This window comes from Halomonas urumqiensis, assembly GCF_003028575.1.
Lineage (GTDB): Bacteria > Pseudomonadota > Gammaproteobacteria > Pseudomonadales > Halomonadaceae > Halomonas > Halomonas urumqiensis.
This window is the reverse complement of record NZ_PYUD01000010.1, coordinates 1-13,190: the sequence shown is the minus strand read 5'-3', so window position 1 is coordinate 13,190 and position 13,190 is coordinate 1. Positions and strand designations below refer to the sequence as shown.

The window sequence follows — 13,190 nt, the reverse complement described above, 5'->3', positions numbered from 1 at the left end:
CCCGCCATGAAACAGCAGGATGCCGGCACGTTCACTGCCATTCACATCAAAAACGACAATCATTCTCATTGATGGAATGCATGACGCCACGCCCATCCGCTGGCACGATATGGCGAAACACGCGCAACCGGGAGATCCGATGCCACAAGCCCGCATCACCGTATTCGGCGGTACCGGATTCCTGGGCCGCGAGATCGTCCGTGAACTGGTGGAATCGGGCCACCTCGTGCGCCTGGTAGCCCGCGCTCCCACGCCCCCGGCATGGGCACTGGAAAGCGATCAACTGGAAATGGCCATCGCCGACATTCGCTCCGACGCCGATGTCGCCATGGTGCTTGAAGATGCCGACGCGGTACTCAATGCCGTGAGCCTCTACCGCGAGACGTCAACCACCGGGTTCGAGGAGATACACGTCGAGGGGGCCGGACGGCTCGCGATGCTCGCCCGCGAGGCAGGCATCGAACGCCTGGTGCATGTCTCCGGCATCGGCGCCAGCAACGACTCACCCTCGGCCTATGTGCGAGCCCGAGCCAGGGGCGAGGAAGCGGTGCTCGACGCCATGCCGCGCGCCACCCTCCTGCGCCCGAGCGTACTGTTCGGCCGCGACGACGCCTTTCTCGCCGCACTCGATACGCTGACCCGATTGCCCGTGGTGCCATTGTTCGGGCGCGGCGAGACGCGCCTGCAACCTGTACATGTCATCGACGTGGCGCGCGCCGCCGCACGTTTGCTGGCCGGCCCCGAGCAGCCGCGTCGGCTGTTCGAACTGGGTGGGCCAGAGGTGATGAGCTACCGCGAAATCGTCGAGCTGGTAATGGCGTACCGTCAGCGCCAGCGGCGCCTGCTGACGGTGCCCTTCTGGGTCTGGAGAACGTTGGCAAGCCTGCTCTCCCCGTTGCCCGATGCCCCGCTGACCCGCGATCAAGTCATCCTGATGCGCGACGAAAATCAGGTCGGTGACGGTGTCGGCACCTTCGCCGACCTGGGGCTAGCGCCGCGCTCATTGCGCGATGCCCTGCCCGACTGCCTGGACGATTGACGCGTTCGACGCCCCCACGCCATGCCGCCTTCCTCTTTCAACGGCTATGCTGTTTGGGAAACGCTGAACAAATTGTCGAGCGAGATGAAGCGCAAGGCGCACGGAGCACAGGGACCGGAGCATATGGGGTATATGTGAGGATACCGAGCACCGCGCAACGCAGCGATTCGCTCGTACAGGCATTTGTGCTGCGTTTCCTTAGCCAGGTGCCGCCTACGCGGCAAACTCGAATAATGGACAAGGGAGTCCCCAGGTGGCCGAACGCAACAGCGTGATTGCCTTCTACGACGAACGGATGCTGGCGCACCAGCCGGATATCGATGCCGCCTTCCTGCCCGGGCGAATGGACAAGCGCATTCGCCAGCTACTCTCCGAGATGCAGGTGCCTTGGAAGTATCCCGAACACCCGGGCCGCTTGACGGCCATTCGCCATCAGCTCGACCTGGAGCCAGTCCCGGGGCTTAAGTTCGACACCGGCCGGGTCGCAAGCCATGAACAGCTTGCCCGGGTTCATACCAGCGCCTACCTCGACCAGGTCATGAAACTGCGCGGCCAGAGCGCTTGGCTCGATGACGATACCACCGCCGTGTCGCCGGGCAGCGTCGAGGCCGCCGAGGTGGCCGCGGGCACCGCCATGGCCGCCGTCGAGGCGGTGGTGGCAGAGCGCTGCGAGAGTGCCTTCGCGATCATTCGCCCCCCCGGCCATCATGCCGAGCCGGTGCGGGCGCGAGGCTTCTGTCTGTTCAATAACGTGGCGGTAGCCGCCGCCCATGCCCAGGCCGCCCTTGGCTGCCAAAGGGTAATGATCGTCGACTGGGACGCCCACCACGGCAACGGCACCCAGGACATCTTCTGGGCAGACCCCGACGTGCTGCTGTTCGATATTCACCGCGGGGCGCCCTTCTACCCCGGCAGCGGGCGTATCGAGGACATCGGTGCGGGGCTTGGTGATGGCACCATCGTCAATGTCCCGTTGCCCGCCGATGCTGGTGACGCTGCCTATCTCAAGGCCTTCCGCGAGATTCTGGTCCCGGCGACCGCCTGGTTTCAGCCGGACCTGATCCTGGTATCGGCGGGCTTCGACCCCCACGCACACGACCTCGCCCTGAACGTCTCCTACGAGGGCTTCGCCGCCATGACCTCCATCCTGCAAGCCCTCGCCCGCCAGTATTGCAATGGCAAGCTGGTGTTCGTGCTGGAGGGTGGCTACAACCTGATCTCGCTGTCACGCGGCGTGCGCACCGTGCTGCAGGTGCTTGCCGGGGGCAAGCTGGCCGAGCCCGGCAGCATCGGCATCGCCGAGGTGGCCGCGGCCGCCGACTTTCACCGCCCCGCCTTCATCGACCCGGCCCTGGATTCTCGATGACCCGCGTTGCCGCGCTCACGAGGCAAGCATCACCAACATCAATTCTACTCATTGAGTATCGTCATTCATTAACAAACGATATAGATGAGGGACTTTGCTAGTATCACGTCATTCCCCTGTGGCGAATCGCCACACGTAAGCGCCCACCACCAGGGTGGCAGGGGCGTGCCCATCGCCAGGGGCGGTCACGACTCGGCGCCCGGCTGTGCCGCGCTGTAGAGGAGACTCGACTTGGAACTGATTCAATACGCACTGGATAACCTCGACCTGCTGGTCAGCCGAACCTTCGAACATATCGCGCTGGTCGGGGTTGCCGTGGGAATCGCCACACTGACCGGCGTACCCATCGGTATCGCCATCACTAAGAACGAACGCGTGGCCCGTCTGGTGCTCTACGTGGCCTCGATCATCGTCACCATTCCCTCCATCGCGCTGTTCGGCATCATGATCCCGGTGCTTTCCGTGTTCGGCCATGGTATCGGCTACGTACCGGCGGTGATTGCAGTGCTGCTGTACTCCCAGCTACCGATCATCCGCAACACCTACACCGCCATCAACAACGTCAACCCGGCACTGCGTGAGGCCGCGCGGGGCATCGGCATGAGCCCCAACCAGCGCCTGCGGATGGTCGAGATTCCCCTCGCCGTGCCGGTGATCATGGCCGGGGTGCGCACCGCCGTAGTGCTCAATATCGGCGTGATGGCCATTGCCGCCTATATCGGCGCGGGCGGCCTTGGCACCTTCATCAGTCGAGGCATTTCTCAATCCGACCCACGCCAGCTGATCGTTGGTGCCGTGGCGGTCAGCCTGCTGGCGATCATCGTCGACTACACCCTGCTGTTCGTTCAGAAGCGTCTGACGCCCAAGGGCATGGAACGCGAAGCCGCGGCGACCTGACCCCTCGCCCATACCCCTCGTCCATGACACCTCCGGCCCCCGACAAGGAAACGACATGATTCGACTCGACAACCTGACCAAGGTCTTCGAAACCCCCAAGGGCCCCGTGGTCGCCGCCGATCATATCAGCATGGATGTGCCCTCCGGAGAGATCTGCATCCTGCTCGGCCCCTCCGGCTGCGGCAAGACCACGACCCTGAAGATGATCAACCGGATCGTGAAGCCGACCTCCGGCAAGGTACTGATCAACGGTGAAGACACCACCGGCATGGATACCCAGACCCTGCGCCGCAACATCGGCTATGTGATCCAGCAGATCGGCCTGTTCCCGAACATGACCATCGAGGAGAACATCACGGTGGTGCCCAAGCTGCTCGGCTGGGACAAGGCCAGGTACCGCGAACGGGCCCGCGAGCTGATGGCGATGATCGCCATGGACCCGGATGCCTTTCTCAAGCGCTACCCGAGCGAGCTCTCCGGTGGCCAGCAGCAGCGCATCGGCGTGGCCCGGGCACTGGCCGCCGACCCGCCGGTGATGCTGATGGACGAGCCGTTCGGCGCCATCGACCCGATCAACCGCGCGGTGATCCAGGACGAATTCCTGAAGATGCAGCAGGCACTCAACAAGACCATCATGTTCGTCAGCCATGACATCGACGAAGCCATCAAGATGGGCGACCGCGTGGCGGTGTTCCGCGAAGGCAAGCTGGTGCAGTACTCGACCCCAGACGACCTGCTGGCCGCGCCGAAGAACAGCTTCGTCGAATCTTTCCTCGGCGAGGACCGAGCGCTCAAGCGCCTCAACCTGGTCAAGGTGCGCGAACTCGTCACCGACGAAATCGCTACCGTGACCCCAGGCGACACACTGGAAACCGCCCTGGCCAAGATCGAGGACTTCGGCTACCAGAACTCGATCCTGATGGTCAACGAGCGCCGCCAGCCCGCCGGCATCATCAGTCGTTCGCTGGCACGCACCACCAAGGGCTATTGCCGCGACCACTTCCAGACGGTGCCGGCGGTGATCGGTCTCGATGACGACCTGCGCAAGGCCGCATCACTGATGTTCGCCCATGACACCACCTGGCTGCCCTGTGTGGACGACGAAGGCCGTGTGTGTGGCCATGTCACCCAACGCGCCATGACCAGCCACCTGGGCGCTCGCTTCCGGACTCGCCAAGGCGATACTCGCAATCCCGATCCTGCCATCAAGGAGTGAGCCGATGCCCATTCAGACCATGAAAGGGGCCCTGCGGATCGCACTGCTGGTAGTGATCTTCTTCGCCGGCGTGTGGAGCCATTCCAGCGGGCTGATCGACGACTTCCTGTGGTACCTGCCGGATGTGCAATACCTGATGGGTGAACACATCTGGCTCACCGCGATGTCCGGGAGTCTGGCTATCCTGGTCGCCATTCCGCTGGGCATCGTGCTGTCGCGGCCGAGCATGGCGCGTTTCGCGGAATCGCTGATGCAGGTGCTCAACGTCGGCACCACCATTCCCACCCTTGCAGTGCTCGCACTGTCCATGAGCTTTCTGGGCATTGGCACACTGCCGGCGGTGTTCGGGCTGTTCGTAGCGACCCTGCTGCCCATTACACGCAACACCTACACTGGACTGAAGGGCGTCAACCCGGCACTCATGGAGGCCGCCGCCGGCATCGGCATGTCGCCCGCCCAGCGGCTGTTCAAGGTCGAATTGCCCAATGCCCTATACGTGATCTTCGCTGGCATCCGCACGGCGCTGACCATCAACGTGGGCACCGTGCCACTGGCGTTCTTGATCGGCGCGGGCGGGCTTGGCGAGCTGATCTTCACCGGCATCGACCTCTACGACCCGGTGATGATGCTCTCCGGCGCCATACCCACGGCCTTGCTCGCCATCGTGGTGGATGCACTGGTCGCTTTCACCGCCTTCCTGCTGGTCCCTCGCGGGGTCAACCCGGCCCGCGCCTGAGCGAGCCTTTTCACACGAGCCTTTTCACACGAGCCATTCCATAGGAAGCATTTCAAGCAAGCCATCCCAAGCAAGCAACAAGAGGTATGCAATGATGAAACGCCTGATGACCACCCTCTCCGGCCTGGCCCTGGCCGGCGCGATGACCGCCGCCCACGCCGATATCACCGTCGGTGGCAAGAACTTCACCGAGCAGCAGATTCTGGCCACCATGACCAGCCAGTATCTCGATGGGCTCGGCTACGATGTCGACACCCGCGCCGGCATGGGCTCCACGGTACTCCGCCAGGCCCAGGAGAACGGCCAGGTCGATCTCTACTGGGAGTACACCGGCACCTCGTTGATCAACTACAACGATGTCACCGAGCGGCTGAGCCCCGAGGACACCTACGCACGTGTCAAGGAACTGGATGCCGAGAAGGGCCTCGTCTGGCTCGAGCCTTCCGCCGCCAACAACACTTACGCATTGGCCATGCGCGCCGACGATGCCGAGGAACGCGGCATCATGACGCTGTCCGACCTGGCCCAGGCGATCAACGACGAAGAGTCGCTGGCGATCGGCCTGAATGCCGAGTTCTATGCGCGCGAGGACGGCTGGCGTCCGCTGATGGAAGCCTACGAGTTCAGGGTCGGCCGTGGTGATGTCAGCCGCATGGATTCAGGGCTCGTCTACCAGGCACTGCGTGACGGCGATGTCGACGTCGGCTTGGTGTTCGCCACCGATGGGCGCATCCCGGCCTTCGATTTCCATGTTCTGGAAGACGACCGCGACTTCTTCCCGGCCTACGCCCTGACCCCGGTGGTGCGCGAGGAAACGCTGGAGGAGAACCCGGATCTGGCCGAGCAGATGAATACCCTGTCAGCGCTGCTGGACGACCAGACCATGGCCGACCTCAACGCGCAAGTGGATGTGGAACGCGACAGCATCGAGGACGTGGCCCAACAGTTCCTCGAGGAAAACGACCTGTTGTGAAGACCATGCTGTGAAGGCCATTACTTGATCACAGTTCCTGGCTTGGCATACTGTCGCTGAATGGCATCTTCGAAAGGCCGCCCACGGGCGGCCTTTTGTTCATTGGGAGGCGCTTGCATGCACTATCAGGACAGGCTCGAGGTCGGCGCCGCGCAGATCAACACCGAACTCGGCGACGTAGACCGCAATCTCGAGCGACACCTCGAGGTGATCGGCGAGGCCCGCGAAAACGGGCTCGAGCTGCTGGTGTTTCCGGAGCTTTCGCTGACCGGCTACGGCCTGGGTGGCCAAGTCATGCAGGTGGCCATGCCGCTGGAGGACCCACGTTTGGCTCGTCTCGCCGAGGCCTGTGGCGACATGCAGACGGTGGTCGGCTTCGTCGAGGAGGCAAGCCCCGGCGAGTACTACAACGCCCTGGCGATCCTGCAGGACGGCGAAATCGTCGCCGTGCACCGCAAGCTCAACCTGCCCACCTACGGCGGCTTGGAGGAAGGCAAGTGGTTCACCCACGGCAGCCAGCTGACCCTGACCGATGTGCGACCCGGCTGGTCGGCCACGCAACTGATCTGCGCCGATCTGTGGAATCCCGCGCTGGTTCACGCCGCGCTGCTGCCCCGCCCCACGGTGCTCTGCGCACCGATCAACTCGGCCAGCGGCATCGTCAGCGAAGACTTCTCCAACGAAGAGAACTGGGCGCTCAACGTGCGGTTCCACGCCATGACCTACGGCACACCGGTGATCATGGCCAACCGCTTCGGCCACGAGGGCCAGAGCCACTTCTGGGGAGGCTCGCGAATCCTCGGCCCGCGCGGCGAGATCCTGGCACAAGCCAGCGACCGCGAAATGCTGATCAGCGCCGAGCTTTCGCGCACCGCCATTGCACGGGCCCGTTTCGAGCTGCCCACCCACCGCGATGCCGACACGCCACTGATTCGCGAATTGATGGCGGGCTACCGCTGAACCAGCACGTTGCCCCGCCCCACGATGCACCTCCCACTCACCCGTCGGGCGTTACGGGTGTTACTGTACCAGCGTTTTCCGTCCGTACAGCCAGAGAGCAGACCATGACCGATACTCCCTCCCCCTGGACCACCGCGATGCCCGAGGCGCAGTTCGAGCTGATGCGCAGGATTCTGGCCGCACCGAGCCCGGTCGGCCTGGAAGGCGCGATGACCTACGGTGTCCTTGCGCCCTACTTCGAGAGCTTCGCACCCGAGGGTTGGCAGCTTCACCAGTACAAGGGCCATGCCGGCGTCGTGCTCGATACCCACCCGGGCTGCGACGACATGTTCAAGGTCATGCTGATCGGCCATGCCGACAAGATTCGCATGCAGGTGCGCAGCATCGGCGAGGATGGCAAGGTGTGGATCAACACCGACTCCTTCCTGCCCACCACCCTGATCGGCCATGAGGTCAAGCTATTCAGCGAGAACCCCGATGCGCCCGGCGAGTACCGGGTAATCGAGGGCGGCACCGTGGAAGCGCTCGGCGCCATCCACTTCGCCGACCCTGGCGTGCGCGCCGGCGACAAGGGGGTGAAGAAAGAGCAGATCTACCTGGAACTGCAGATCCATGGCGAGAACAAGAAGCAGCAGGTGCTGAACCTGGGCGTGCGCCCGGGGGATACGCTGATTCTCGACCGGCCGATCCGTCACGGATTCAGCCCCGACACCTTCTACGGCGCCTACCTCGACAATGGCCTTGGCTGCTTCGTCACCGCCGAGGTGGCGCGGCTGATCGCCGAGGCCGGCGGCACCGACAACGTGCGCGTGCTGTTCGCCATCGCCAGCTACGAAGAGATCGGCCGCTTCGGCAGCCGGGTGCTGGCCGGCGAGCTGCGTCCGGATGCGGTGATCGGGGTCGACGTCAACCACGACTACGTGGCCGCCCCCGGTATCGGTGACCGGCGCATGCAACCACTGGAAATGGGCAAGGGCTTCACCATGTCCGTGGGCGCCATCGCCAGTGAACAGCTCAACCGCATCATCGAGAGCACCGCCCGAGAGCAGGGCATTCCCATGCAGCGCGACATGGTCGGTGTGGATACCGGCACCGACGGCATGGCCGGGGTACTGGCCGCCGTGGATTGCGTGGCCACCTCGATCGGCTTCCCGATCCGCAACATGCACACCATTTCCGAAACCGGTAACACCCGGGACGTATTGGCCGCCGTGCATGCCCTGGCCGCCTCGCTGAAGGCACTCGACAAGCTGCCCGACCCGCACCGCGAATTCCGCGACAACCACCCGCGCCTCGATCAGGCCGGCGCACTGGGTCACCAAGGCGCCGAGAAGCCGAACACCGAAACGCCCGAGGTATCAGACTGACGCTTCGACTCGCGGGCGTCATCCCAAAGGCATGGCGCCCGCCCCCTCCCTTTCTTGCTTGACATCATCATGACCGGGCCTTGGTGCGCATGACAGCAGCGTGCCAAATGCTCGTGCCTATTCGTCTCGTCGGAATCTTTACGGATTTTTTATATCGCCCCATGATTACATTCCCTTCATGGCCTCGCTGAGGTGATGGAAGGGAGTGCTTCGACCCATGCGGCGACGCGACAAGATGCATGCACGGTGGCGCCAATGGGCACCGGTCATCAAGATCCTTGCGGTGTTGTGGCTGGTGCTCGCCACGTTCATGACCCTTCCCCTGGGAGTGCTGATGATCGAGGGCGAAGCCGATGCCATGGCCTTTGCGCTGTCCATCGCCATCGTGCTGTCGGCAGTGGCCCTGACATGGGTCACGACCTGGCAGGTTCCCGTCGAGCTCAAGCCACGGCACATGTTCGTGTTGACCACCGCGAGCTGGGTCAGCATCAGTGTCTTCGCCAGCCTGCCGCTGGTACTCGGTGCCCCGCAACTCTCGTTGACCAATGCGGTATTCGAATCGGTTTCCGCCATCACCACCACCGGTTCGACGATCCTGGTGGACATCGACGACCTCTCCGATGGCCTCAAGCTGTGGCGCGGCATCATGCAGTGGCTGGGCGGGATCGGCATCATCGTCATGGGCATCGCCATCCTGCCGTTCCTCAAGGTCGGGGGCATGCGGCTGTTTCATACCGAATCATCGGACTGGTCCGACAAGGTAATGCCACGCACGGAAGGTATCGCCAAGGCAACGCTTGGCATCTACTGCGGCTTCACGCTGACCGCGATGCTTGCCTACTGGACAGGTGGCATGGCCCCTCTGGATGCCATCGTGCACGCCATGACATCGCTTGCCACCGGCGGCTTCGCCAACTCCGATGCGTCATTTGGTGCCTATGCAAGCCAGCCTCATCTGTTGTGGATGGCCAGCCTGTTCATGCTGGCGGGCGCCCTGCCCTTCGTGCTCTATATTCGCCTGCTCAGAGGGTCGAGTTCGGCACTGTGGCGCGATCAGCAGGTCCATGGCCTGCTGGCACTGCTGGGCTTGGTGATTCTCGGGCTCAGTGGCTGGCGCATGCTGCAAGGTATCCCGGCGTTCGAGGCGCTGACCCATGTCACCTTCAACGTGGTCTCGGTGGTCACCACCACCGGTTATGCCTCGGATGATTACAGTACCTGGGGCCCGCTTGCCTACGTGGCCTTCTTCTACCTGACCTTCGTCGGTGGGTGCAGCGGCTCGACCAGCGGGGGGATGAAGATATTTCGTTTCCAGGTGGCGATGATCCTGCTGCGCAATCAGTTGCGCTTCCTGATCCATGCCAACGGTATCTTCTCGTCGCGCTACAACGGCCAGCCCCTTACCGACGACATCACACGCGGGGTCGTGGCCTTCTCCTTCTTCTTCTTCCTGACGATTGCCGGGATCGCACTGGGGCTTGCCATGCTGGGCCTGGACTTCACCACGGCGCTGTCGGGAGCCGCCACGGCGGTCGCCAATGTCGGGCCCGGGCTTGGCGACACCATTGGCCCCGCCGGCAATTTCGCACCGCTGCCGGATGCCGCCAAGTGGCTGCTCTGCCTGGGCATGCTGATGGGTCGGCTGGAAATTCTCACCGTGCTGGTATTGCTGACGCCAATGTTCTGGCGCAAGTAAGCTGGCAGGACACCCGTGACAGGACTTCGCGATAGATGACCTCACCCACAACGCCTGCGCATTCCGACCACCAGCCGATGGCCATTGCCACTGAAATAGCCACTGAAGACGCCGCGTCGGCAGGGCTGTCAGCCGGTTCTCGCCCGCGCCAGCCACGCCTGCTGGTGGCCCTCAGCGGTGGCACCGAGGATGCCGCCCTGGTGCGCGCCGCTCACCGCCTCGCACTGCGCGAGGGGGTCCACTGGCGCGCCATTCATGTCGACAATGGTCGCCACGATGCGCGCCGCCGTCTGGTGCTGGAAAAGGACTTCGCCATGGTCACGCGATTGGGTGGCGAAACCCGCGTGCTCCAGGGGCAGGATCGTGCCGAGGAACTGCTGCATCACGCCCGCGAACACAGCGTATCGACGCTAGTGATCGGCTGTTCGCGTCCATCGGGCTGGCGATTCTGGCGCCGTACACTTGCCGAGCAACTCCTGCGGCGTGGCGGCACCTTCGATCTGGTGGTGGTCGCCGAGGCACGCAAGCGCGCGCGTTTCCGGCCCCACCACACCTGGAGCCCGTTGCGCCTGCGTGAACCGCTGGTGGCCTTCGCCGGTGTCATGGTGGCCCTTGGAGCGGCGTGGGTACTGCAGACGTGGCTGGAGCTTGCCAACCTGTCGCTGCTGTTCCTCGCCGCGGTGCTTGTGACCGCCACACTCGCCGGCACCCGAGCCGCCATGCTCAGCGCCGTGCTTGGCTTCGTTGCCTTCAACTTCTTCTTCACCCGACCGCACTTCTCGCTGGCGATCATCGAGCGTGACCAACTTCTCACCGTGAGCTTCTTTCTGCTGGTCGCCCTGGTGGTCGGCCAGTTGGCGGGTAGTGGGCGGCGTCGGCTGATGGCGCTACGCAACAGCCAGGAACAGGCGCAGCGCCTGCTGGCCTATTCGCGGGCACTCTCCGCGGCCACCGATGCCGAGCAGGTATGTCACATCGGACTGAGTTCACTGGAACGCTGGCTCGGCGTGCCGGTGGTCTTCCTGAGCCGACACGAGGGCGGTGCGGAGCTCTCGGTCTCTCACACATCGCCTCCCGGCATCCGGCCGGATGCCGCCGCCATGACGGCCGCCAGCTGGAGCTGGCAGCATCTGCAACCCAGTGGGGTCGGGACTGGCCACCTGGCGGATGACGACCAGCGCTGGCGCATGCATCCGCTGGTCGAGCAAGGGCGCGTATTGGGCATCATCGGCCTGGAGCTGGCCGTCCGGGAGCACGCTCTGACACCCGATCAGGAGGCCATGATCGAGGCCCTGACCAGCCAGTTGACCCTTGCCCTGGAGCGGACACGACTGGTGGGCGAGCTCGGTTCGGCGCGCGTCTCCGAGGAGAACGAACGACTACGCTCGGCGCTGTTGTCCTCGGTATCCCATGACCTGCGCACGCCGCTCTCCTCGATCATCGGCTCGGCGAGTTCGCTACGCGAGCTGGAGCCACAGCTCAGCCATGCCGACAAGACCGAACTCCTCGACGGCATTCTCAGCGAGAGCGACCGGCTCAACCGCTACATCCAGAACCTGCTGGACATGACGCGCCTGGGCCACGGCAGCCTCAAGATAGAGCGCGACTGGATAACCCTGGACGACCTGGTGGCGGCCGCCCTGCAACGGCTTGGGCCGGCGCTCGAAGGGCTCGCCCTGGTGCGTGACTGGCCAGGCGACCTCCCCTTGTTGCACGTGCATCCCGCGCTGATCGAGCAGGCACTGGTCAACGTCATCGACAATGCCGCTCGCTTCTCACCGGATGGGGGCACCATCACCATACGCGCCACCCGGCTGGAGGCCTCGAACCAGTTGGAAATCACCGTGGCCGACCAGGGGCCCGGCATCCCGCCGGCGCTGCGTGAAGCGGTATTCGACATGTTCTTCACCGGCAACGAAGGTGACCGTAGCCGCTATGGGACCGGACTTGGCCTTGCCATCTGCCGGGGCATGCTCGGCGCTCACGGCGGCGACATCGAAGCGAGGTTGGGCCCCGGGGGCACCGGTACCACCATCGTCATGCGCCTGCCCTTGCCGACCCCCGATGTTTCCGCCAAACCATCAGGGCCACAGCAAGGCGGCCATCATGACGACTGAACATGCCCGGGTGCTGATCATCGATGATGAGCCCCAGATTCGACGCTTCCTGCGTATCAGCCTGGTCTCCCAGGGTTTCGAAGTCAGTGAGGCGGCCACCGGCCAGGAAGGGGTTGCCCGGGCGAATGAGGCATCGCCGGACCTGGTGTTGCTGGATCTGGGCTTACCGGACATGGACGGTCAGGACGCGCTGGATGCCATCCGCCAACACAGCCAGGTACCGATCATCGTGGTATCGGTGCGCGAGAACGAGGCGGAGAAAGTGCGCGCGCTGGACAACGGCGCCAACGACTATGTCACCAAGCCCTTTGGTATCCAGGAATTGCTGGCACGGGTGCGTTCGCTGTTGCGCCAACACCAACGTCAGCCAGCGCATCCCTTGCGCTACCGCCACGGCGAGTTGCTGATCGACCCCATCGCACACCTGATCACCCTGAAGGGCGAACCGGTACGCCTCACCCCGAAGGAGTACGCCGTGCTCGGCCATCTGGTGCGTCAGGCCGGTCGGGTGGTCACCCAGACCCTGCTGTTGCGAGAAGTGTGGGGCCCGACCCACACCCACGACAGCCACTATCTGCGCATCGTGATCAGCAAGCTGCGTCACAAGCTCGGGGATGATCCCCAGGCACCCCACCTGCTGCAGACCGAGGCGGGAATCGGCTATCGCCTGCTGGTCGAACCGGAGGAGTCACCCCCATGAAGATCATCATTCTCGGCGCCGGCCAGGTCGGCGGCACCCTGGCGGAACACCTGGCTCGCGAAGAGAACGACATCACCGTGGTCGACACCGACGGTGACAAGCTGCGCGAGCTGCACACCAAGC

General features: G+C 64.0%; 12 protein-coding genes. All 12 read left to right on the top strand.

Annotated features, from left to right (window positions below; all coding sequences use genetic code 11):
- Nucleotides 1–139 precede the first annotated feature (139 nt).
- Nucleotides 140–1,039 carry a complex I NDUFA9 subunit family protein gene (locus tag C6V82_RS16775; protein ID WP_102587559.1) on the top strand — a complete coding sequence of 300 codons (900 nt, stop codon included), beginning with the start codon at nt 140–142 and terminating at the stop codon, nt 1,037–1,039.
- A 253-nt stretch (nt 1,040–1,292) separates the two neighbouring features.
- Nucleotides 1,293–2,405 carry a histone deacetylase family protein gene (locus tag C6V82_RS16770; RefSeq protein WP_229843244.1) on the top strand — a complete coding sequence of 371 codons (1,113 nt, stop codon included), beginning with the start codon at nt 1,293–1,295 and terminating at the stop codon, nt 2,403–2,405.
- Between the two features lie 231 nt (nt 2,406–2,636).
- A complete protein-coding gene (locus C6V82_RS16765) occupies nt 2,637–3,302 on the top strand; it encodes an ABC transporter permease (RefSeq protein ID WP_102587560.1) in 666 nt (221 codons plus the stop codon).
- 55 nt (nt 3,303–3,357) lie between these two features.
- Entirely contained in the window at nt 3,358–4,518 is a 1,161-nt protein-coding gene (locus tag C6V82_RS16760) for an ABC transporter ATP-binding protein (protein WP_102587561.1), read from the top strand.
- 4 nt (nt 4,519–4,522) lie between these two features.
- Nucleotides 4,523–5,254: an ABC transporter permease gene (locus tag C6V82_RS16755; RefSeq protein ID WP_102587562.1), complete on the top strand. Its 732-nt coding sequence runs from the start codon at nt 4,523–4,525 to the stop codon at nt 5,252–5,254.
- Between the two features lie 94 nt (nt 5,255–5,348).
- A complete protein-coding gene (locus C6V82_RS16750; RefSeq protein ID WP_102587572.1) occupies nt 5,349–6,227 on the top strand; it encodes a glycine betaine ABC transporter substrate-binding protein in 879 nt (292 codons plus the stop codon).
- Nucleotides 6,228–6,344: 117 nt separating this feature from the next.
- Nucleotides 6,345–7,187 (top strand): nitrilase-related carbon-nitrogen hydrolase, encoded by an 843-nt coding sequence (locus tag C6V82_RS16745; protein ID WP_102587563.1) that lies wholly within the window; start codon nt 6,345–6,347, stop codon nt 7,185–7,187.
- A 104-nt stretch (nt 7,188–7,291) separates the two neighbouring features.
- Nucleotides 7,292–8,554 (top strand): M20/M25/M40 family metallo-hydrolase, encoded by a 1,263-nt coding sequence (locus tag C6V82_RS16740; protein WP_102587564.1) that lies wholly within the window; start codon nt 7,292–7,294, stop codon nt 8,552–8,554.
- Between the two features lie 217 nt (nt 8,555–8,771).
- Complete coding sequence (gene trkI / locus C6V82_RS16735; RefSeq protein WP_102587565.1) at nt 8,772–10,250, top strand: Trk system potassium transporter TrkI; 1,479 nt, start codon at nt 8,772–8,774, stop codon at nt 10,248–10,250.
- Nucleotides 10,251–10,285: 35 nt separating this feature from the next.
- Nucleotides 10,286–12,367 (top strand): ATP-binding protein, encoded by a 2,082-nt coding sequence (locus C6V82_RS18320; protein ID WP_102587566.1) that lies wholly within the window; start codon nt 10,286–10,288, stop codon nt 12,365–12,367.
- Entirely contained in the window at nt 12,357–13,067 is a 711-nt protein-coding gene (locus C6V82_RS16725; RefSeq protein WP_102587567.1) for a response regulator, read from the top strand. Before C6V82_RS18320 ends, C6V82_RS16725 begins: the two co-directional genes overlap by 11 nt.
- A partial coding sequence (locus C6V82_RS16720) for an NAD-binding protein (RefSeq protein WP_146157041.1) occupies nt 13,064–13,190 on the top strand: 127 nt, incomplete at its 3' end. The genes C6V82_RS16725 and C6V82_RS16720, both read left to right, overlap by 4 nt.